The organism is Enterococcus sp. ARL09-542 (assembly GCF_005234805.1).
Classification (GTDB): domain Bacteria; phylum Bacillota; class Bacilli; order Lactobacillales; family Enterococcaceae; genus Enterococcus_D; species Enterococcus_D gallinarum.
On the sequence record NZ_QPQX01000001.1, the window covers coordinates 349,099 to 371,973 of the forward strand.

Below are 22,875 nucleotides of genomic sequence, written 5' to 3' on the forward strand. Positions count from 1 at the left end.
TTTCGCAACAATCAGTATAGCATAGAATGTGAAAGAGGGAACAACAATTTTTTAGAAAGAAGGAGCCAATTTATGGCGATTCATTTAGAATCAGTCGCATTTTCATTTCAAGATCGCTTAATCTTTAACAATCTAGATTTAACCTTAGATAAGGGCCATACATACGTCGTCTTGGGAAAATCAGGGGTTGGTAAAAGCACCCTGCTCTCATTGTTGAAAGGGTGGCAGCTGCCGCAATCAGGTCATATCGATTATGGCGATAGCCATCCTTCTGAGATCGAATTGGTTTTTCAAGACTTACGTCTGTTTCCGTGGCAGACAGTTTATCAAGCGGTAGAAATGCCTCTTCAAATCCAAAAAGTCCCCAAAAACCAAAGAGAAAAGTTAGTCGAAACGTGCTTACAAGCGTTAGAACTAGATTCTTTCAAAGCGCGTTTCCCTAGTCAACTGAGTGGCGGCCAAAAACAGCGAGTGGCAATGGCAAGAGGATTAGTGACCAGTCCAGCATTTTTACTGTTAGATGAGCCGACATCGTCTTTGGATCAGGAAACCAAAGAACGTACGCAAAATCTGATTTTATCTGAGCAACAACGACTTGCGAACGGTTTAGTCGTAGTGACCCATGATACAGAAGAAGCGGCTTACCTTGGCGAGACGATCCTATTGGTTCAAGAACATCAAATACATCAGATCAAAAACCCAGTTTTCCACCAAGCTAACCGCCGTGAGACGATGGACTTTTATGCTTTTTCATTGGCATTGAAAAAGAAGATGAGAGGAGAAGTCAGATGAAAGCCGGACGTTCTTTTTTGTGGGGGGCACTGTCGTTTTTATTGTTATGGTGGGGAATCAGCTTGTTAGCGGATAACCATTCGCTGCCGGACCCTTATCAAACTTTCCAACGATTTTGGCAATTGCGTGCAGAATTAGGGTTACATGCAGGGGCCAGTGTGATTCGTGTCCTGATCTCACTATTTTTTGCGTTGCTGATCGGTATACCTTTAGGGATTTTTCTCGGAAGAACAAAAATAGCAGCAATCGTTGATCCTCTGCTCTATTTCTTATATCCGATTCCAAAGGTCGCTTTTCTACCAGTTTTCATGATTTTTTTTGGTTTAGGGAATGTTTCAAAGGTGATCCTGATTTTTTCGGTGATCGTGATTCAAGTTGTGGTTTCGATTCGAGATGGGGTAAAAGAAATCCCAGCAACTTACTTTCAAGTGATGCAAAATTACACGCAAAACCCGCTGCATCAGATCCGTTTCTTGATTTTGCCAGCAATCATGCCGGCATTGTTTGCCAGCATGCGGGTAAGTATTGGTATCTCGCTTGCCTCCTTGTTCTTTGCGGAAAACTATAATACGACTTATGGCGTCGGGTACTTGATTTTGAGTGCTTGGTCTAAAATGGATTATGAGCAAATGCTGTCAGGCATTGTTGTGATTGCATTGATGGGCTTTTTCTTCTTTGGTGTGGTGGATGGATTAGAGAATCGCGTGTGTCGCTATCGCAGCTGATTATTTTCTATCACTAAATCAAGAGTTTCATCTTGCTATTAAAGAATCATTCGCTCGCAGAGGTCGAGAAGTGGTTCTTTTCTTTTTGTGCCAAGTGAGGGGAGATAAATTTGGAAATGATCGTGTAATTGTGAGCAATTTCGTATATAATATATGCAGTTGATTGAGAATTATTCTCAGTAGAAGGAAGGATAAGAATGAAAGAAGCAGATTTCTCAAAAAATCTCTTTGATTTAGTATCGGAACATCCGGAAATCAAAGATATTATGAGCAAACTTGGCTTTACTGCCATCAATAAACCCGGCATGCTCCAAACTGCCGGTCGCTATATGACGATTCCGAAAGGCGCACAAATGAAAAAGATACCTTTGGAAAAAATCATTCAATCTTTTGAAAATCAAGGTTTTCTTGTGAAAGGAGTCGACAAATGAGAACGAAGGAACAACGGCAAGAACGAATCGTCGAAATTTTGAGCTTGCTTCATCAAGGCGGTTCTTTTGAAGAAGCCAAACGCTTATTCAATGAAGAATTTGACGGCGTAGATGTCACTGAGATCACCTCGGCAGAAAAAGCATTGATTCAAAGCGGTTTAGACCCTTCGGAGATCCAACGTCTATGCAATATTCATGCGGCTGTATTTAAGGGATCGATCAACGAGATCCATCATTCAAATGAAGAATATGGACAACCTGGTCATCCAGTCCATACCCTCAAGCTAGAAAACCAAGTCCTGCAATCGTTATTGACGGACGAAATCGATGGATTGCTCAAGAAAATCAAAAAAGGGGACTGGTCACAAAAAGGACGTCTGCAAGCAGCACTGCAGGATCTGTTACAGATCGACAAACATTATGCAAGAAAAGAAACGCTGATCTTTTCATATATGGAGAAGTATGGAATCTCTGCTCCGCCGAAAGTCATGTGGGGAGTCGACGATGATATTCGCGAGATGATCAAAGAGTTGAACCAGTATTTGGCAACTGACAAAGCAGCATATAATCCTCTTGCTGAAAAATGGCAGGCAGTAAAATCTGAAATTGAAGAAATGATTTTTAAAGAAGAAGAAATCATGGTTCCTATGACATTGGATGTCTTCAGTTTAGCGGATTGGCAACGGATCGCGGAAGATAGCTTTGACATTGGGTTTGCTTATATTCCTGAACCATTGCCTTGGAAACCAAGCCAAGAGTCACTGGAGAAAGAATTGGAACGGGAGCCAGCTCGTCAATTGGCCATCAAACAGGCCCAAGAAACCACAGCTGGTATTGCCGCGGGACTTGGGTTTGGAGAATTCGCTGAACCGCCAGTGACAACGACTGCTCCCACGAACCAAACCGTTCAATTTCCCACCGGTTCCTTGCAGCTGGAACAATTGATTGCTATGTTCCAAACATTGCCAGTCGATTTGACGTTTGTGGACAATGAAGATCGGGTACGTTTTTATTCTGAAGGGAAGAGTCGAGTCTTCCCCCGGACAAATTCAGTGATTGGTCGAGAAGTAGTGAATTGCCACCCACCTAAAAGTATGCACATCGTTCAAAAAATCTTAGACGATTTTCGGTCAGACAAAAGAGAAACAGCTGATTTCTGGATTGACATGCGGGGACGAAAAATCTATATTCGCTATTTTGCGTTGAAAAATCCAACGGGGAAATATCTAGGCTGTCTGGAAGTCACGCAAGACATCACAGAGATCCAAAAGATCGAAGGACAAAGTCGGTTACTGGATGAGGAGTAGGAATGGAGTATTTACTCAACAAAACACATGCAAGCAGAAAAAAATGATAAAAACGCTTGCACGAAAATCAAATAAATAGTATAGTATAAACAATCAAATGGGTAGTTACTGATAATGCAGGCTATACCTTCGTACGTGTGTATGGATCCTACACATGTATTGAGGTATAGCCTTTTTTCATTTTAAGGAGGTGAGAAACATCTTGAAGATCAAAAAGATTCTAAATAATAATGCGGTTTTGGTCGGAAAAGATGGCAAAGATTTTATTTGGATCGGCACCGGGCTGGGCTTTAAAATGAAACCGGGACAAGCAGCAGACGAGACGAAAATAGAGAAAGTATTTGTATTGCATAAAAACAAAGCTTCTGAACGTTTTTTGACATTAATGGAATCAATCCCGGCAAAGTACGTTTCCTTAGCTGATGATATTATTCGATTAGCTAAAAATGATCTAGAGCATGAGTTAAGTGAAACATTATATGTATCCTTAACCGATCATTTATATCATTTGATTAAATTACACAAACAGGGAATGAGTATTTATAACCGCCTTTCATGGGAAATTAAGAAGTTTTATCCCAAAGAATTTGAGATAGGGAAAAAAGCACTATTTTTAATTAATGAAAAAACGGGTATCCAGTTCGAAGAAGAAGAAGAAGGGAATATTGCAATGCATTTGATCAATGCTCAGCTGACAGATGAGATCGATCAACCTGAAGATGTCCAGCTAATTGCAAAGAAAATTAGAGATATTATTTCACTTATTCGTCTATCTAATAAAATTCAAATCAATGAAGATTCGCTTGCGTTTGATCGCTTTATCACTCATTTGCGCTTTTTCTTCCAACGATTGACTACCCGGACTAAGATGAATAAGCAAAATCCATTGCTGGAGCACATTCAGAGTCAATACCCAGCAGCTTACAAAACGATGATTTTGGTTGAGCAGTATCTGAAAGTCTCTCTAAGTGATGATGAAAAGTTATACTTATCGCTACACATTCAAAAATTAATAGAGAACGAATAGAGGTTGTTACTGGTAAAGCAGGCAAGACTGATAATTATTCCTTTGTTGGGAATAATTATTTGTCTTGCCTTTTTGATTATGAATAAGGGGATGAATAAAATGGCATACAAAGATTTAGTTGAGGAAATATTGAAAAATGTGGGTGGAAAAGAAAATATTGCCGGTCTCACTCACTGTATTACTCGTTTACGTTTCAATTTAAAAGATGAATCAATTGCAGATACTGGAGCATTGAAAAAAACGAAAGGTGTAGTTACAGTAGTACAAAGTGGTGGACAATATCAAGTAGTCATCGGAAACCACGTACCAGAAGTTTATCAAGAGTTTATTGACTATGCTGGGTTATCAAACGAAGCCTCGGAAGAAAAAAAGGAGAAGAAAGGACCTTTGGATGCTTTTATAGATATTATTTCTGGTATTTTCACACCTGTATTAGGGTTACTGGCAGCTACTGGAATGATCAAAGGATAAACGTTCTCTTTGTTTCTCTTGGTTGGATTGAAAATACTTCTGGAACCTATGCCATCTTGCAAGCCGCTGGTGACTGCTTCTTCTATTTCTTTCCAATTTTTCTTGGTTATACCGCAGCAAAGAAATTTGGTCTGAAGCAATTTGTTGGTATGGCTATCGGTGCGGCAATGGTCTATCCGGCCTTGTCAGGGTTAACTGCTAATACAGAACCTCTTTATACCTTATTTAATGGTACGATTTTTGAGTCACCTGTTTATGTAACTTTTTTGGGTATGCCAGTTATTCTGATGAGTTATAGTTCTAGCGTTATCCCAATTGTGATTGCAACTTTCTTTGGAGCGAAATTGGAGAAAGTGATTACCAAATTAATTCCGAGCGTTTTACGTAGCTTTTTAGTGCCATTTCTAACAGTTTTATTGATGGTTCCTTTAACATTTATCGTGATTGGCCCAATAGCCACATGGATTGGAAATATTTTAGGGGCTGCTGTGTTAAGTATTTATCAGTTTAGCCCGATTGTTGCTGGTATAGCGGTGGGTGCAATCTGGCAAGTTCTTGTCATGTTTGGTCTTCACTGGGGGATTATCCCGATTGCTATCAACAATATTGGTGTATTAGGATACGATCCTGTAATGGTTTTAGGACAAGCAACTCCATTTGCTACTGCTGGAGCAGTATTAGCGGTTATCATTAAATCCAAAAATAATTCTGTTCGTGCGATCGGTATACCCGCTTTTATTTCTAGTCTTTTCGGTGTCTCTGAACCCTCCCTTTACGGGGTAACGTTACCCCGTAAGAAACCATTCATTGCAACTTTGATTTCTTCTTCCATAGGTGGTCTGATCATGGGGTTCTTTGGGACAAAATCATTTATCATGGGAGGAATGGGCGTTTTTAGTCTTCCAAATTATATTAGTCCTAGTGATGGAATTGGCAGTGGTTTTTATGGCTATGCACTTGCAATTAGTGTGGCATTTGCACTATCGTTTGTTTTAACTATTACATTCATGTATGATCCTACTGAAGATCGAGAAGAAGCTGAATCAGAGGAAGAGCAAGAGATAGCAATAGATAATTATTTAATGACGGAAACAAAGATTGAGATGCCTATCAAAGGAGATTTACTGACATTGGCTGATGTTGAAGATGAAGCTTTTTCTTCTGGGTTATTAGGAAAAGGTGTAGCGATTGTTCCAAGCAATGGAGAGATCTATGCGCCATTCGATGCTACTGTAGAAACATTGTTCCCAACGAATCATGCGATCGGTTTAAAATCTACGAATGGCATTGAATTGTTGATTCATGTCGGAATGGATACTGTTAACTTAAAAGGCGATTTCTTTACTTCCTACGTAAAACAAGGACAGCAAGTAAGGAAAGGCGAGCTGTTGATTCGATTTGATAAAGAAAAAATTCAATCCAAAGGCTACTCGATCATCACACCGGTTGTTGTAACAAATACTGATACTTATTTGGATGTTATCCCAGATATTGTTAATGAAGTCATTCAAGTGATTCATTAAGTTGTGTTCTATATGATACGATAGTAAAGAAGGGAAGGGAAAATATGCGCGCTATCATGCTAATGTTTGATACGTTGTCAAAAGATTTTCTGTCAAATTATGGAAATGATTGGATCCAAACACCAAATTTCGATCGCTTAAGGGAAAAAACGGTTACTTTCGATAATTTTTATGGGGGAAGTATGCCTTGTATGCCAGCACGTCGTGAACTTCATACAGGAAGATATAACTTTATGCATCGCATGTGGGGGCAATTGGAGCCTTTTGATCATTCCATTTTTGATGTGCTACAACAAAATGGCATCTACTGTCACCTAGTGACCGACCATTCTCACTATTTTGAGGATGGAGGGGCAACCTATCATAATCGCTATTCTACTTGGGAGGGGTTTCGCGGGCAGGAAGGTGATCGCTGGGTACCTAGGAAATTTGCTGAAGGCCATGCAGAAATAAATCCTTTGAATAAGCAAGGCATTTCAGTTGAACAGCATTTTGCGAACCGCACAAGACAAGTTGATGAAAATGAGATGTCGAGTGTTCAAACAATTCAAGCTGGACTTGATTTCTTGGAAGAATATAAAAAAGAAGATAATTGGTTTTTGCAAATAGAATGCTTTGACCCTCATGAACCCTTTTTTGTTCCAGAAAAATATCGTAAACTTTATGAGGACTGTCCAAATGAGTCACCTTATTTTTGGCCAAAGTATGGTCGGGTTACAGATGACATTTCTTCCGATGATTTAATTGAATTACAAAACGAATATGCTGCATTGATAGCAATGTGTGACCATCATCTCGGAAAAGTCATTGATTTTCTAGAGACGAATCAAATGTGGCAGGATACGTTGGTGATTATTAATACGGATCATGGTTTTCTTCTTGGTGAGCATGATTGGTTAGGAAAGAATGTTGCTCCTATGTATGAAGAAATTATCCATTTGCCATTTTTTATCAGTTACCCAAATGCTGAAGTGGATACCCATACTTCTGTTTTAAGCCAAACGATCGATATTCCTGCAACTTTATTAGATTATTTTGGTATTGCGAATGAATTGGATATGGATGGTAAATCATTATTGCCAGCTCTAAAGTCTAAGGAGACTGTTTTACATGATGAAATCATTTTTGGAACAAATGGCGGTCATGTCAATATTTATGATGGGAAGTACGTGTATATGCGTGCGTCTGTTGATCCTTCCAACGGCCCAATCACTATCCAAACATTGAATTACGCGATGTTAAGGGGGTTCATCAATAAGGAAGCATTAGATACCATGAAGCAAAGAAAGGGAAATCGCTTCACAAATCAGTATCCTTATACAGAAATTGAAGTCTCCACATACATTGATTCTTATTCAGTTGGCCATTTGCTATTTGACTTGGAGGAGGATCCGCAACAGTTGACTCCACTGGATAATCCTGACGTTGAAGAAAGGATGATCCAGAAATTAATAAAAATCATGGATCGAATTGAAGTGCCAGAAAGTGAATATATTCGTTTGGGATTAAGAAATTAAATAAATTAGCAACTTCAAAAAGTTATTTAGAATCGAGGCTTCTACCATGAAACATATTTCAGTATTGATCAAACCCGCATCTTCCCTTTGCAATCTTCGCTGCAGCTACTGCTTTTATGCCAATGTCAGTTCCTTGCGGGAAGTCCGCTCGTTTGGCAAAATGAAAGAAGAAGTAACAGATAAAATGATCGAAAATATTTATGCAGACTTAGAAGACGGTGATCAATTGACATTAGCGTTTCAAGGTGGAGAGCCAACGATGGCGGGCCTCAATTATTTTCGAAAAGTGACCCAACTAGTGGATCAACAGCAAAAGCAGGTACAGGTCCATTATGCGATTCAAACGAACGGGACCATGATCAATGAAAAATGGTGTGCTTTTTTGAAAGAACATGATTTTTTGGTCGGTCTCTCGATCGATGGCCATCCGCTCTACCATGATTTGCATCGGGTCGATCCGAAAGGAAGAGGAACTTTTCAGCGAGTGCTGCAAACAAAGCAGCTGTTTGACCACTTTGAGATTGGCTACAATGTGCTTTGTGTCCTGACCAATCCATTGGCTAAAGAGGCTAAGAAAGTCTTTCGCTTTCTAAAAGAACAAAAAATCGATTTTGTCCAGTTTATTCCTTGTTTAGATGATTTAGATGCGAAAGAAAGAAATAGCTATGCCCTCACACCAAAACGTTTTGCGGGATTTTACCACCAGCTTTTGCAGTTATGGCTGCAAGAATTAGCGGAGGGGCATTATGTGAGTATCAAGCTTTTTGATGATCTTTTGAATTTATTGGTCAAGCAACAATTCACCGCCTGCGGGATCTTAGGAAACTGTCAAGTGCAATATGTCATTGAAGCAGATGGCAGTGTTTATCCTTGTGATTTCTATGTGTTAGATGACTATCGAATGGGGTATATTCAAGAACAGACCTTGCGTCAGTTATTTGAACAGGACATTGCAAAAACGTTTGTGTGTCAACGGCCCGAAATGCCAAAGAAATGTCTGAGTTGCCCGTTTCAAAAAATGTGTCGTGGCGGCTGCAAACGAATGAAAGATGCCATCTATGTGGATGGGGACTATTGCGGTTATCAGCAACTCTTGCAGGAATTTGTGCCGCAGATCAATCGGATTTTAGGTTTGTTACAGGGGGTAAGTGTGTGATTGGGTTCATTTATTTTATAGTGATCGTGTTGGCGAATACGGTTGGTGCCGTTTCAGGCATGGGGGGGGGCGTTCTGATCAAACCCATTTTTGATTTTATCGGCGCCCATTCTGTTGCGGCCATCTCGTTTTATTCTGCCGTAGCAGTCTTTACTATGTCGCTGGTTTCTACCGCAAGACAGTTGGCTAGCGGACATAAGATCAATTGGCAAATCGTCCTTTGGGTTTCAGGAGGCGCCATCTTAGGCGGTGTCTTGGGCAATGTCGCTTTTGATCAGCTGTTGCTGTTTTTCCAGAATGAAGACCATGTACAGATGGTGCAGATCTTTTTGACCGTCGTGACCTTGTTGTTTGCTTTCTTTTATACCAAATATGACTGGCCCGGATTCCAACTGAAAAATAACTTCTGGTATTGCTTCTGTGGTTTAGTCCTTGGTTTTCTAGCCAGTCTTCTAGGAATCGGCGGCGGACCGATCAATGTTTCTTTGCTGATGCTGATGTTTGCTTTGCCAATCAAAGAAGCGACAGTCTATTCGATTTGTACGATTTTTTTCTCTCAATTGGCGAAAATCGTGACGATTGCTGGGACCACTGGATTTGGCCTCTATGACTTAAAGATTTTGTGGTTTGTGATTCCAGCCGCGATTGTTGGCGGTTTGTTAGGGGCAAAAGTCAGCACTGTCCTCTCACCACAAAAAGTGACGCTGGTCTTCCAGACAGTCATCCTCTTGGTGCTAACCATCAATCTTTATAACGGCTATCAATTATTATAGAAAGAAGGCAGATGGGATGATCAAGATTCCTGCTGGAACGTATCGAATTGGCACGGATACAAAAGCTGGCTTTGAAGAGGACCAAGAAGGTCCCAAGATCCAAGTTGAGATGGCCTCTTTTGAAATCGATGAAACGACTGTTACCAATCAGATGTTTGAAGCATTTATTGCAGCAACAGGCTATGTGACGGAAGCAGAACAGTTTGGCTGGTCGTTTGTCTTTCATTATTTTCTTTCCGAAAAGACGAAACAGAGGAGCCAACTGATCCCCAATATGAGTTGGTGGTATGCGGTTGCGAGAGCAGACTGGCGACATCCTGAAGGTCCGGACTCATCGATTGAGCAACGGATGGATCATCCAGTCGTCCAAGTCTCGCGAAATGATGCGTTGGCATTTTGCCGCTGGGCAGATAAGCGGCTGCCAACAGAAGCTGAATGGGAGATTGCCGCGAAAGGTGGTACAGAGAATGACTTATATCCATGGGGGACAGATTTTTTAGCTGGAGAAGACTATCACTGCAACATCTGGCAAGGCGCGTTTCCCAAAGCAAATACGAAGGCAGACGGCTTTGCGAGTACTGCACCTGCTCGGTTTTATGAGCCGAATGGCTATGGACTTTATCAAGTCATTGGCAATGTGTGGGAATGGTGCAGCAATCCCGCAAGGATACCATTGGAACAATTTCGTTCATGGGACAGCCATTTTTTGAGCAACGATTTCAGCAGGTGGATGATGCCATGTATGCGACACGGGGAGGGTCGTTCTTGTGTCATGAATCTTACTGCAAACGTTATCGGATCGCAGCCCGCAATGGAAACTCCGGGATGTCTGCGGCCAATAATTTAGGCTTTCGCTGTGCCAAAAGCTAGGCGTATCTGTGAATAATAATAAAAAAACTATCTAAAAAATCTTGATTGTCTCATTGCTTTTTTTAGCAAGTCGTCCTTTGATAGGAACAATCAGTGATCGCTTAGATAGTTTTTTGTTTAATTGCTGTCTTAATAAATGATGGAAGTAGGGCCTGTATTGACCGATTAATCCCATTGAGAAAGATAATTTCCTGAAAGATCATAAACCAGATTCAGTGCAGTATGTCCCCGAATATCATCGACACCGACCGTCCAAGTCCATTTGCCTTGAGAACCATTTAAGATCACGATACTAACTCCGGGATAATAATGGTCTAATTTCGCAACCCGTTTTTCCGTTTCTTTGATAACCTTGGGAATAACGCCCCAATCGATTTCATTATAAGCAATGGTCTCTTGAATAGGTAACTCGATCGTATCACTGTCTTTCTGCCATTTTTGTAAAAGATTTGTCGAATAATACCAGTATTCATCTTGTAGTTTAGTGGTAGGGTTGATGATTCGCGCGACTGCATAGACGCCGCTTTTCAAAGGAATGTTCCGAATGTGATAGCTATAACTGATGAGCTGAACCTCTTGATCTTTCAGCGCTTTTTTGTCGGTTAATTCAGCCATGATCGCGGAAGCAGAGGCTTCTTCTCTAAAAAAATTTCGGTCGAAGGGTAGCAAGGTTGTTAAAGCACCAAATGCTAACAAGATGCTAGGGAGAATGACCAATGTGCCGATCCAATAGAACAAAGCCCTTTTTCTTTTTCTGATACCAAAAAATAATGCCAAGACTATCATTAGTGCTATAACGAAGTACCAGAGTAGCGGAAGATAGCCGATCACTTGGTCGCGAGTTTCTACAACTGTGTACTCATCCAGTCCAAACCAGTTTTCGGCAATATTGATGTTCGTCAGTACAACGATCCCTAAGATTCCTGCAATGATGAGCAGGAGGATGAAATAAAAAAGCAGAGAAGGGAGAAGCTTGGAGTTACGTTTTTTATCAGTCATGGGTCACTTCCTTTGTCGGTTCATTGTGAATGAGCTGCTATTCCTAGTCCAGCCAAAATCTATTTATCTAAATTTTTTAATTCGCTGTTGACACTAATTATACAACAAATAAAAAAAGAGACAAAAGGCAATGCAAACAAAAAGATCTGATCCATAGAAAGTAGAGCAACTATGGATCAGATCATTCGTTTCTTGCTTTTTATTTATCAATGATTATCGGTTCACGTTGTCTTGACGAGCAATACCAACAAAGAACTTCAAGCAATAAATCGCGCAGATACCGACAATTACGTAAATGATTTTAGCGAATAATGTAGTTGATCCGCCCGCAATTGTTGCAACCAAGTCAAATTCAAATAATCCAACCAATAACCAGTTTAGGCCGCCAACGATAAGTAGCGCTAAAGCTATACTGTCTAATACTTTCATTTTAGAATTCTCCTTTCTTTGTGCATATTTATAGTATATAGCATGTGTTTTGTTTTGGGAAAAATACTGCTTGAAGAAAATCGTCACTGTTTATTCACCATCATCGGATACTTCGATATTCTTTTCTTTCTCTCCATTTTGTTTCCGTTCATTGTAAATAAATACATGACGGACGATCTTCAACAATGGTCGGATCGTTAAGAAGATTGCTCCTATCAGATAGGCGATAGTTCCATAGATCGCAGGCAGATCTGTCAAGGACACGATACTTCCGAAAATATAAAATAAACCAGTCAAAATATCATTCGTTAGGGAAATCAGCAGATACCGGTTTTTGAAATAGACATGAAAACGGCGTCCTTTAATAATGACGTCTTCGTCTTTACCAAGTTCGATCTGATGTTCATTTCGTTTGATTTTTGGCACTGAGGGCGATCATCCTTTCTTTGCGTTAATTTGGCTTTAATACCACTTTGATGTTGTTATCTTCTTTTTTGTCAAAAATGTCATAAGCCGCAGCGGCTTCTTCTAAAGGCATGGTATGAGTGATGATCGGTGTTGGGTCGATCTCCTCTTTTTGGATCATTTCATAAATTTTTGGCATTAAGTGGATAACGGGTGCTTGTCCATGTTTCACTGCCACATTGCGCATGAAAAACTCTTGTAAAGGGTAGGACGATGCTGGAGTCATATAGACACCAGTAATTTGCACGGTACCAAATTTTTTGACCGCTTTCGCCGCCATTTGGATCGGTGAAATCGTACCACTTTGCAAGCTGACCAAATTTTTGGCTTTTTCTTTGACGGGTTCTAAACCATCCATACCGACGCAATCGATGATGACATCGGCGCCGCCTTTTGTTAATTCATACAAATCATCAGCGCTTGTCGCAAGGTCATCCAATTGGAAGGTCTCTACCTGATTGTAGCTTTGCGCCTTTTCCAGTCGATGGGCAACTGGATCGACCGCAATCACTCGTTTCGCACCAGCCATAACGGCGAACTTTTGGGCAAAAAGTCCTACAGGTCCTGAGCCAAGAATAATGACGGTATCGCCTTGTTTGACACCCGCATTTTGGACACTCCAGTAGGCAGTTGGCAAAATGTCTGATAGAAAAAGCACTTTTTCATCCGGGATCGCGGTATCTGGAACGACAAACGAAGTGAAATCAGCAAAGGGAACCCGTAAGAATTCTGCTTGTCCACCCCAATGATTGCCATTCAGCTTACCAAAGCCAAAGAGGCCACCATAAAGTTGATCAGAAGAGTTATCACATTGGCTCTCCATCTCATTTTGACAAAAATGACAATGTCCACAGCCAATATTAAAAGGGATGACAACACGGTCCCCTTTCTTCAATTTTTGAACTTGACTGCCGACTTCTTCAACGATCCCCATTGGTTCATGACCAACAACGTACCCTTCTTCTAGTACTGCACCACCGTGATGATACAAATGAAGATCAGAGCCGCAGATCGCTGTTGCTGTAATTCGAATAATCGCATCTGTTGGTTCAATGATCGTCGGATCACTCACATTTCGAACTTCCATTTTTTCTTTTCCTTGCCATGTTACTGCACGCATACTTGTTCCTCCTTTTATGAGATGTGACGGGAAAGGTTCCTGGTCGTGTGATTGACTGCCATTTCTTCTTTTGGGATGACAAAAAATTCGTGTTCTTAATAATTGTGCCGGGAAAAAATGCTTTTGACAAAAGAAACGCTCAAGGTTTACCAGCCGAATTTTTTGCGATCGGCAAGACAGTTGAAAACAGAATAGTTGATTTAACTAAACAAGCGTGACACTATAAAGGTGGATCGAAAACAGGATCGATGGGCTCATCCATCGAAGCGTATCCCCAATGAGGACTCACATAAAAGTAGAAAAGAGGAGAAAAACATGGATATTACGATTCGTGGAAAAGCATCTTGTGTGAATTGCAAGGAAAATTATGATGGCAAATTGATTGTTCATCTGCAAGAAGATGTAGATGGGAAGCTGAAAACAGTTCCGCCTCTAGAAGAAAACGAGTTACACTCAGATGAAATCGCTATTCATTATGATTATGGTGAAGTAAAAGATGCGATCGAAGGCACCTTTGTCTGTCCTGCATGTCAGACAACAAATGATGTCCGCATCGAGATACCGCAAGAATTACTGCATAATAACTAAAAAAGAAACGCCTGTGGTTGGCGTTTCTTTTTTAGTTATCTGTCCGATCAACCACTTCGACATTGAAGTCTTGTAAGATTTTCAATCCAGAAGACTCATGGTTTCTACCTGAAACTAGCTGTTGATTAATGAGAAAATCGGCTTCTGGAAAAGCACTCTGAATCTCGATCGTATTAGACAACACGCAGATGTTGGTTTCTACTCCGGTCACTTCGATATGTTTTTGTTCATTTTTATCATTGAAAAGTTGCTCCTTGATTTCCAAGAGAACTTCAGGTGGGATACTAAAGTAATATTTTTTTATTACCTTTTCATTCGGCAACGGTTGCAGTTCAGGAACGATCTGTAACGCTTCTTGTTCTTCATCAGGAGTATCTTTACAATCAATCGGGATATCTCTTGTAAAAAGGATATATTCACCTTCTGCACGAGCTTGTTGAAGCCGTTTTGCGATTCGCGTGATCAAAGCAGGGCTGTCAGAAATAAATGATTGACTATTTTCATCACGAATCTGATTCTGCATATCAATAACAACTAACATTGACGATTCCTTCTTTCTTTTTTTCATAAAACGTAGTTTTATTTTCATTGTTCTTTCTTAAGTGATAAAAAAATGAAAAAAGAGAACAATAGCTTAAGAAAAATCCTCTAAAACTATCATGCCTGAAAATAAATAAGATTTCAAAGAAAACGCTACAAAAAATCTCCGGCTATGAAATTCGTTATTTTTTTTGATAAAAAAACAATGCTTATTGTTTGCTCATTACTAAGAGTCATGATATTTTAAAATTACAACATTATAAAATAATGATAAAAATGAAAGCAGGGATAAAAGATGAAAAAGGCACTATCAATAGGGCTGTTGCTGTTTTCGACCGCATTGGTGACAGCGGCTTGCGGCAGTAATTCGGAAGACAAAAATACTGACGCATCGGGAAAACAGACAAGTGATGGGAAAATAACATTAGATTTTTGGTCTTTTTGGGGATCGGGGGCTCGCCAAGAAGTCATCGAAGAGATCATTGACGATTTTAATCAGTCACAAGATGAAATCGAAGTGAAATATAGTTACCAGCCTTGGGGAGATATTTGGACGAAGTCTCTCTCGGCAATCACTGCAGGAAATCCACCGGATGTTATTGTTCAAGACATCAATTCAGTCGCGCAGCGTGCAGAAGCACAGCAAGCAACGAACTTGAGCGAGTACGTTAAAGATGGCATGTCTGATGAATTTTATCCTCAATTATGGGATACGGTAGAATATGAAGGAGACCCTTATGCAATTCCTTTCAATACCGATACCCAAGTGATTTTTTATAACAAACAAATTTTCAAAGAAGCAGGGATCAGTGAAGATCAGTTACCCCAAACATGGGACGAACTTGAAACTGTTGCACACAAATTAGATGTCAAAAAAGGCGATGATTTTGAGCGTATCGGATTCTATCCTTTGTGGAACCTTGGCGCGGATGTTTGGGCATTGAACGCTGATAACGGTGTTAGTTGGTTTGACAAAGATGAAAAGGTTTCGATTGACACAGAAAATAAAGTGGAGGCTCTGGATTGGATTCTTGATTGGCAAGATTATTATGGGCAAGATACGATCAATCGTTTAGAAGCTGAGTTTGGCTCCGGTGTAGCAGATCCATTTATTTCTGGTTTGGTGGCCATGCGGGCACAGAATATCAATTATTACTCTAGCTTGATGGAAAATGCGCCAGATGACTTTGATTTTGGCGTCATCCAGATTCCAGAAAAAGAAAAAGGTTCTGGTCACTGGTCATGGGGTGGCGGCTTTGTCTTAGAAGTTCCTCAAGGAGCCAAAAATCCCGAAGCGTCCTACAAGTTTATCGAGTATCTTTCAACCCCAGAAGTTCAAGAAAAATTTGGTGAAAAGAGCTTTGATATTATGGCTAACCGAACAGCAAATGAAAATCTTGTCAAAAATGATCATTTAGATGAAAAAGGTCAAATGATCTATCAAATGGCAGATGAGAATTTTGCTAATACAGTAATCACTCCGGTACCATTGGATGCACCAGATTTCAGCAGTTTAGTCAATGAACAAATTGATCAAATTCTGCTAGGGAATAAAAAACCAGCAGAAGGATTAGCAGATGCTCAAAAAGCAGTGGAAGATCTTGTAGAACAAAATAAATAATAGATTGAGATAGGGAGTTGTGGCTAGCCGCATTCCCTTTTCTATCGTTACTGTTCTCATTGCATCCTTGCTATTTTGCTGAAAAAAGATGGCAGAAAACACTTTACTAAAGGAGGGGAATTATGAAAAAGAAACGATCGAGAAGCAAAAGACAAGATGCCCTCTGGGGATATTTGTTTGTAGCGCCGTTTTTGATTGGTTTCATGGTGTTCATGCTGGGCCCTATGTTATTCTCGTTTATCGGCAGCTTTACGGATTACAATCTAACGTCAAAAATGAATTTTATTGGTTTTGGAAACTTCAAACGAATGTTTACGCAAGATGCACTTTTTTGGAAATCACTTTATAATACAATTTATTTTGTACTCTTTAATGTCCCACTGACGACCTTATTCAGTGTCTTTCTAGCTACATTATTGAATCAAAAGATTAGAGGAATCAGCTTTTTTCGGACGACTTTTTATTTGCCAGCGATTTTATCCGGTGTGGCAGTATATGTGTTATGGATGCAGCTGCTGTCGCCTTCCGCTGGTTTGATTAATACTTTTTTAAGCTGGTTCAACATCAAAGGTCCGGCCTGGCTGTTTGATCCTGAATGGACCAAACCGGCATTGATCCTAATGAAAATTTGGAGCTCTGGGGGGGCGATGCTGCTGTACTTGGCGACATTGCAGAACATCCCCGGAACGCTTTATGAATCAGCAGAGATCGATGGTGCTGGTATGTGGGCTAAGTTTAAACATATTACGATTCCATTGATTACACCAATTATTTTTTATGATGTCATTACGTCGACAATCGGTTCTTTCCAAATCTTCCAAGAAGCCTATGTTATGACGAAAAACGGCACTGGTGGACCTGCCAATTCGCTCTTGTTCTATAATCTCCATATGTGGAACAAAGCGTTTGTAGCTTTTGATATGGGGTATGCAATGGCGATGTCGATGATCCTTTTCTTAATCGTATTAGTTTTAACATTTATCAATCTGAAATTAGCTCCTCGTTGGGTCCACTATGCAGGAGGACAAAACTGATGGCTTCAACAAAGTACACTATCTCAGGAGGGCTGACTGTATGCAGATGTACAAAATAAAGAGCAATTCTCAACAGCAGCGGATCAAAAAGTTAACGAGTTATTTAGTGATGACTGTGATTGGCATCGTTCTGATCATTCCGTTGCTGTGGATGGTATTCACCTCATTAAAGCCAATGGAAGAGATCGTCCGTTATCCACCAACGTTTTTTCCAGAAGAAATCAATTTCTCAAATTATCTTGATACGATCAATGCGTTTCCTTTTTGGCAATATGCAAAGAACACCTTGTTTATCACGGTGTTAGTTGTGTTCGGCAACGTGCTTTCAAACTCATTTATCGCTTATGGATTTGCCAAGTTGGATTTTCCAGGGAAAAACCTGATTTTTTCTCTGGTCCTTTCAACAATGATGATTCCAGGATTTGTGACGATGATTCCACAATACGTGCTGTTTTCTAAAATCGGCTGGGTAGGGACGTATCTGCCGCTGATCATTCCCTCATTTTTTGGGAATGCCTTCAATATCTTTCTGATGCGGCAATTTTACTTATCGATCAATAATGAACTGATTGAAGCGGCAAAAATGGATGGCGCCAATCATCTATATATCTGGAGCCATCTGATGATTCCTTTAACCAAACCTGCACTGATCACGATTGCCATCAATTCATTCAATGGTGCTTGGAATGACTTCTTAGGACCATTGCTGTATATTCAAAATCAAGAAAAATATACACTCCAAATCGGTTTGCAAGTTTTCCAAAATCAATCAACGACACAGTGGAACTATTTGATGGCGGGTGCAACACTGGTCTTATTACCAACGATCCTATTATTCTTTTTTGCACAACGCTACTTTATTGAGGGAATGGATCTGACGGGAGGAACCAAAGGATGAGAAAGATAGATCCGCAGCGTTTATTCAATGGTCTGATCACTTGGATCAATTGGATGCCCAAATTGATTCTTCTACAATTTTTGTGGTTGGTTTGCTCATTGCCTTTTTTTACAGTGGCAACAGCGACAAGAAGTATGATTGCGGCGATTAAGCAGATCAAAGACACTCAAGAGAGGGCAGAACAAGAGAAAACGACGACGATTTTCTTTACGAAATTTTCTGAGCTGTGGCAACTGAATAAAAAGAAAGATATTGTATTCAGCTTTTATAGTCTTTTTCTTTTGATTGATCATTCCATTCTTAGTCGATTTCCACAACCGCTTTTTCAAGTCATGGCCACGATGCTGATCGTGATCTTCATGATCTGTAGCTTGATTTTTTTCTATCAGACGCTTTTAATGGGCGAAAAGAAGCAGCAAGTCAGCTTCTTTTATGCTTTTTATCAAGCCGGTCGCTCACCTAAACGAGTGTTGCTCCATCTTTTTTGGACGATTACGCTATTGTTGTTTTTTGGCTTCTTCGGTCCGGCGTACTTATTTTTGGTGGGAATGAGTGGTTGTTGTTTGATTCAGTTAATTATCTGTCCTGCTTCGATTACTTCAATCCAGATCTCTCATTAAAAAGAGTAGACATAAGTTGAGACAAAACGATACGATACCCTGCATGATGGGGACCGCCGTTTTGGGAACTTATGACTACTCTTTTTAACTGCATTGATTAGGAGCTAATCCATTAAATAAGCAATTGTAGCGGTACCGACCGCTTTGGCTGCAATCAAGAGACAGTCTTCATTCATCATGAAATCAGGACTGTGGTGAGGATGATTGAGATGATCTTCTGTCATACAACCGATATAAAAGAAAAGACTAGGTCGTTCTTGTGCATAGTAGGCGAAGTCTTCAGAGGGATCTTGAGGACCGCAATCAAAGATCTCCTTCACTTCAGGTAAGTGAGCTTCTTTGAGGGAATCAATCACTTGTATTGTAAAAGCTGGATCATTATAAAGAACCGGATAATTGTCATCATATTCAAGACTGGTTTCAACCGCAAAAGTTTGTGCTAGACCATCTGCCATTCGCTGGATCTGTTGGTGAATCGTTTGACGTGTGGTTTCTTTCATCACACGAACATCTCCCTTTAGGGTCACAGTCTCTTTGATTGCATTAAAGGAACCACTCCCGTCAAAAGAACCAATCGTTAGACTTGCTGTGTCAAAAGGATCGATCCGACGAGAAACGATCGTCTGTAGTTGAGTAACGAAATAACTGCCTGCTACGATGGCATCATTTGCTAGTTGCGGCATGGAAGCATGACCACCTTTGCCACGAATGGTCAAAGTGAAATTTGCCCGTCCAGTTTGGGTTTCGCCAGAGTGGTAGCCAATCTTGCCTGTTTCCATTGAAGACATCACATGGACGCCAAGTACATGATCAATATCTGTTAAACAACCGTCGGCAATCATGCCTTTGGCACCGCCAGGAGATACTTCTTCAGCTGGTTGGTGGATGATGCGGATGCTTCCTTTTAACTGGTCTTTTAAGGTAATCAAATTCTTAGCCAAAACCATTAAATAGGCCGTATGCCCATCATGACCACAAGCATGCATCACACCAGGAACCTGAGATCGAAAAGGCAGCTGATTGTCTTCTTCTACAGCCAGAGCATCAAAGTCGGCCCGTAAAGCCAGCTGTTTTCCACATTGCTCACCGATGATATCAACGATCAGGCCATAGCCGTCGCCACATTCTGTGATTTGGCAGTCTAGTTTTTCATAGTAGGCTTTGATATAAGCGGCGGTTACTTTTTCCTGAAATGAAAGCTCTGGGTGTTGATGCAAGTGCCGCCGAATCGCAATCATTTCCCCTTCGTCTTTTTCCAATTGCTGCATAAGTGTTGTTGTGATATTCATCTGAATCCCTCCTATTTCTACTTTTATCATACACGAAGCAACTATTTTTCTGCACGCGATAACCTAACCTGTTTTCTTGCGTAACAAGTAGGGATTGACAAAATCGCTGTTTCTCTCTATTCTTAAAAAGATATTTAGTAAACAGTAAACAACGGGGTGGCAGAATGGCAAGTATGAGGGATATTGCAAAATTGGCAGGGGTTTCCGTCGCAAGTGTGTCGCGAATCTTAAACAATGATGAAACATTTAGTATCAACGAAAATACCCGCAAACGGGTGATCGAGATCGCCAACCAGCTGAATTATTCAAAAGACAAGAGCTTGTCGAGTTCGCGAGAAGCTGGCGATAAAAATACGATAGCAATCATTACACGGCATAACAGTGAATCGGAGCGTAATGATCCTTATTTTATGATGATTCGTAATGGAATAGAGAAAGAGGCAGCCAAATGGCGTTTAAAAACGGTTCGTGTCTTCTCGATGCGAGACCAAGACAAAGATCTGACTCAACTGGCAAAGTATGGTGCTGTCATCATCATTGGGGAAATGACGCAAGAGGCATTGCAAGAAATCAGCCGGTACAATCAACATATTATTTTGGTAGATAATTATAGTGAAAACGACGCCTATGATTGCATACAAACTGATTTTGCTCGAAAGACCCATCAAATTTTGGATATCTTAAAAGCAAAAGGACATGAGAACATAGCATTTATTGGTGGTGTTTCCAGTCGGGTAACGATCACAGGAGAAGTCGTTTATGATGAACAAGAAATTCGTGCAGAGAATTACAAAAATTGGATGCTGATGAACAAGCTGGAAGAATACAGTCATGTTTTTCAAGGAAAATGGTCTCCAGAGACTGGATTAGCTTTTGGCAGAAAAATCGCCGAGATGACCCCACGGCCGACAGCCATCATCGTTGCTAGTGATCCCATGGCAGTGGGGGTCTATAAAGCATTAAATGAACACGGATTGAAGATCCCAGAAGATATATCAGTGGTTAGTTTTGATGATATTCAAATGGCCCAGTTTATGACACCAGCGCTTTCTTCAGTCAAAATGAAAGCGGAAGAAATGGGGCAAATGAGTGTAGAGCTGGCGAAAAACAAATTATTGGGCGTTCGAACAATGCCAGTCCGAGTGATTTGTAAAAGTGAATTGATATTAAGAGAATCGATTGCCGATAAAAAAAGATCATGAAAAATGATCTTTTTTTTATTTTAGAGTTGTGTAAACATTAACTAAACGATTATACTGATTGTAGTAAACGTTTACAGGCAAATTAAAGGAGATTAGTTATGAAATTTATTGATAAATTAGCAGAGAAGATGGTTCCTTTTGCCCAAATCATTGCCAATAATAAGTATTTATTGAGTCTGCGTGATGGATTTATGGTTGCTTTTCCCGCGACAATGTTTGCTTCAATCATGATCATTATTCAAAATTTACCCGCTACCTTTGGCTTATCTGAGAAACTGCCCGCAGGACTGATGACCTTTTTGAATGATTTCTTTGGTCCTATCGGGAACGCAACCATGAGTATCACAGCGATTTTTGTTGTTTTCGGGATCGGCTATCAATTGGCAGGAAAATATGGCCAGCCAAAACTTTTTGCCGGAGCAATCTCATTGTCCTCTTTCTTAATGCTTTTGCCCTACGGTTCTTCCGATGACCTGGGAACAGTGATTCCCCTTTCAAAATTAGGTGCGGAAGGGATGTTCGTTGGGATCATCACAGCGATTATCGCTACACAAATTTATTGCAAGATCAGTGCTTCTGGGTTAACGATCAAAATGCCTGAATCGGTTCCGCCGATGATCGCTGAGTCTTTCCTTGCTATCATTCCAGGTGCTGCGCCATTGTTTTTATTTAATTTGATCCGTTACTTGTTTACATTCACGTCATGGGGCAATGCGGTCGACTTTGTCTACGAAATCTTACAGAAACCATTAATGGGCTTGGGGGCACGTTGCCTGCAGTCTTGATTGCCGTTTTATTCACCCAATTCTTCTGGTGGTTTGGGATCCATGGCACACTGGTTGTTAACGCCGTGATTGATCCGATCATGAATGCATTGGCGATTGAAAACTACGAAGCCTATAAAGCAGGTGCAGAACAATTGCCTCATATCATCAATACAACCTTCATGGGCGTTTTTGTAAACCAAGGAATGCAATTAGGGATCTCGATTACGATGGCATTTTTTATTGCTCGTTCGATTCGGATGAAGAAGCTGATGAAGACAGTCATTGCACCATCTGTTTTCAATGTGTCAGAGCCAATGACATTTGGGTTGCCGATCGTATTGAACCCGATTGCTTTTGTTCCGTGGATTTTGGCCCCGCTTGCTAGTACGACGATTTCTTATTTTGCAATCGCTGCTGGTCTTGTGCCTCGCCCAATCGGAGCAACGGTAGTCTGGACGACACCGGTCTTCTTATCTGGCTGGCTGGGAACTGGCTCTGTAGCAGGTGCCATTCTACAATTGGTAACTGTTGCTGTGATGACATTGATTTGGGTGCCATTCCTAATCGTGATGGATCGTGGCTATTTGAAAGAAGAAAAAGAAGAGCTAGCCAAAGAAGCGCTCGCACAAACTGGCCCTGCCATCGACGAAAGAATCAAAGAAAGCTAAGCTTAGTATTCCGTTCTGTCAGCATAGCAACTGAAAAATGGAG

General features: G+C 40.5%; 20 protein-coding genes and 3 pseudogenes. 17 read left to right on the forward strand and 6 right to left on the reverse strand.

What is annotated here, in order from left to right:
* Positions 1–72 precede the first annotated feature (72 nt).
* The 10 genes and pseudogenes from DVW06_RS01610 to DVW06_RS01655 all read left to right on the forward strand — a co-directional run bounded on the left by DVW06_RS01610 (position 73) and on the right by DVW06_RS01655 (position 10,592).
* Entirely contained in the window at positions 73–792 is a 720-nt protein-coding gene (locus tag DVW06_RS01610; protein WP_005470810.1) for an ABC transporter ATP-binding protein, read from the forward strand.
* Entirely contained in the window at positions 789–1,517 is a 729-nt protein-coding gene (locus tag DVW06_RS01615) for an ABC transporter permease (protein ID WP_137264330.1), read from the forward strand. Before DVW06_RS01610 ends, DVW06_RS01615 begins: the two co-directional genes overlap by 4 nt.
* A 197-nt stretch (positions 1,518–1,714) precedes the next feature.
* On the forward strand, positions 1,715–1,948 hold the full coding sequence (locus DVW06_RS01620; RefSeq protein WP_003125896.1) for a DUF1858 domain-containing protein: 234 nt from the start codon (positions 1,715–1,717) through the stop codon (positions 1,946–1,948).
* The gene (locus DVW06_RS01625) at positions 1,945–3,255 is read left to right on the forward strand and encodes a DUF438 domain-containing protein (protein WP_005470815.1); all 1,311 of its coding nucleotides are present in this window, start codon (positions 1,945–1,947) and stop codon (positions 3,253–3,255) included. Before DVW06_RS01620 ends, DVW06_RS01625 begins: the two co-directional genes overlap by 4 nt.
* Positions 3,256–3,457: 202 nt before the next feature.
* Positions 3,458–4,282 (forward strand): PRD domain-containing protein, encoded by an 825-nt coding sequence (locus tag DVW06_RS01630; protein ID WP_174784158.1) that lies wholly within the window; start codon positions 3,458–3,460, stop codon positions 4,280–4,282.
* 99 nt (positions 4,283–4,381) lie between these two features.
* Positions 4,382–6,276: pseudogene (locus tag DVW06_RS01635) on the forward strand (beta-glucoside-specific PTS transporter subunit IIABC).
* A 44-nt stretch (positions 6,277–6,320) separates the two neighbouring features.
* Positions 6,321–7,793, forward strand: coding sequence for a sulfatase-like hydrolase/transferase (locus DVW06_RS01640; protein WP_029486546.1), 1,473 nt, complete (start codon positions 6,321–6,323; stop codon positions 7,791–7,793).
* 46 nt (positions 7,794–7,839) lie between these two features.
* The gene (locus DVW06_RS01645) at positions 7,840–8,949 is read left to right on the forward strand and encodes a radical SAM/SPASM domain-containing protein (RefSeq protein ID WP_003125904.1); all 1,110 of its coding nucleotides are present in this window, start codon (positions 7,840–7,842) and stop codon (positions 8,947–8,949) included.
* Complete coding sequence (locus DVW06_RS01650; protein ID WP_003125907.1) at positions 8,946–9,722, forward strand: sulfite exporter TauE/SafE family protein; 777 nt, start codon at positions 8,946–8,948, stop codon at positions 9,720–9,722. The genes DVW06_RS01645 and DVW06_RS01650 overlap by 4 nt, the downstream gene beginning before the upstream one ends.
* A 16-nt stretch (positions 9,723–9,738) precedes the next feature.
* Positions 9,739–10,592: pseudogene (locus DVW06_RS01655) on the forward strand (formylglycine-generating enzyme family protein).
* 165 nt (positions 10,593–10,757) lie between these two features.
* On the opposite strand, the gene DVW06_RS01660 reads toward DVW06_RS01655, so the two are convergent.
* The 4 genes from DVW06_RS01660 to DVW06_RS01675 form a co-directional block, all read right to left on the reverse strand.
* Entirely contained in the window at positions 10,758–11,591 is an 834-nt protein-coding gene (locus DVW06_RS01660; protein WP_005470822.1) for a hypothetical protein, read from the reverse strand.
* Positions 11,592–11,804: 213 nt separating this feature from the next.
* Positions 11,805–12,020, reverse strand: a complete 216-nt coding sequence (locus DVW06_RS01665) for a DUF378 domain-containing protein (protein ID WP_003125912.1) — start codon at positions 12,018–12,020, stop codon at positions 11,805–11,807.
* A gap of 90 nt (positions 12,021–12,110) precedes the next feature.
* Positions 12,111–12,446, reverse strand: coding sequence for a YrhK family protein (locus DVW06_RS01670; RefSeq protein WP_003125913.1), 336 nt, complete (start codon positions 12,444–12,446; stop codon positions 12,111–12,113).
* Positions 12,447–12,471: 25 nt separating this feature from the next.
* Positions 12,472–13,605 carry an alcohol dehydrogenase catalytic domain-containing protein gene (locus DVW06_RS01675; protein WP_081131508.1) on the reverse strand — a complete coding sequence of 378 codons (1,134 nt, stop codon included), beginning with the start codon at positions 13,603–13,605 and terminating at the stop codon, positions 12,472–12,474.
* Positions 13,606–13,920: 315 nt separating this feature from the next.
* On the opposite strand from DVW06_RS01675, the gene DVW06_RS01680 reads away from it, so the two are divergent.
* Positions 13,921–14,193 (forward strand): hypothetical protein, encoded by a 273-nt coding sequence (locus tag DVW06_RS01680; RefSeq protein WP_005470826.1) that lies wholly within the window; start codon positions 13,921–13,923, stop codon positions 14,191–14,193.
* Between the two features lie 31 nt (positions 14,194–14,224).
* Here DVW06_RS01680 and DVW06_RS01685 read toward each other — a convergent pair whose 3' ends face one another.
* The gene (locus DVW06_RS01685) at positions 14,225–14,734 is read right to left on the reverse strand and encodes an isochorismatase family cysteine hydrolase (RefSeq protein WP_005470828.1); all 510 of its coding nucleotides are present in this window, start codon (positions 14,732–14,734) and stop codon (positions 14,225–14,227) included.
* Between the two features lie 294 nt (positions 14,735–15,028).
* On the opposite strand from DVW06_RS01685, the gene DVW06_RS01690 reads away from it, so the two are divergent.
* From DVW06_RS01690 to DVW06_RS01705, 4 genes are all read left to right on the forward strand, one after another.
* Positions 15,029–16,354, forward strand: coding sequence for an ABC transporter substrate-binding protein (locus DVW06_RS01690; protein WP_060813992.1), 1,326 nt, complete (start codon positions 15,029–15,031; stop codon positions 16,352–16,354).
* Positions 16,355–16,476: 122 nt separating this feature from the next.
* Positions 16,477–17,388 carry a carbohydrate ABC transporter permease gene (locus DVW06_RS01695; protein WP_003125918.1) on the forward strand — a complete coding sequence of 304 codons (912 nt, stop codon included), beginning with the start codon at positions 16,477–16,479 and terminating at the stop codon, positions 17,386–17,388.
* Positions 17,389–17,428: 40 nt separating this feature from the next.
* Entirely contained in the window at positions 17,429–18,286 is an 858-nt protein-coding gene (locus tag DVW06_RS01700; RefSeq protein ID WP_021150133.1) for a carbohydrate ABC transporter permease, read from the forward strand.
* On the forward strand, positions 18,283–18,906 hold the full coding sequence (locus tag DVW06_RS01705; protein ID WP_005470839.1) for a DUF624 domain-containing protein: 624 nt from the start codon (positions 18,283–18,285) through the stop codon (positions 18,904–18,906). Before DVW06_RS01700 ends, DVW06_RS01705 begins: the two co-directional genes overlap by 4 nt.
* Positions 18,907–19,010: 104 nt before the next feature.
* On the opposite strand, the gene DVW06_RS01710 is transcribed toward DVW06_RS01705, so the two are convergent.
* A complete protein-coding gene (locus DVW06_RS01710; protein ID WP_137264332.1) occupies positions 19,011–20,195 on the reverse strand; it encodes an amidohydrolase in 1,185 nt (394 codons plus the stop codon).
* Positions 20,196–20,359: 164 nt separating this feature from the next.
* On the opposite strand from DVW06_RS01710, the gene DVW06_RS01715 reads away from it, so the two are divergent.
* Together DVW06_RS01715 and DVW06_RS01720 are read left to right on the forward strand one after the other, a co-directional pair.
* A complete protein-coding gene (locus DVW06_RS01715; RefSeq protein ID WP_103299445.1) occupies positions 20,360–21,397 on the forward strand; it encodes a LacI family DNA-binding transcriptional regulator in 1,038 nt (345 codons plus the stop codon).
* Between the two features lie 98 nt (positions 21,398–21,495).
* A pseudogene (locus DVW06_RS01720) lies at positions 21,496–22,832 on the forward strand (PTS sugar transporter subunit IIC).
* The last annotated feature ends 43 nt before the right edge of the window (positions 22,833–22,875 follow it).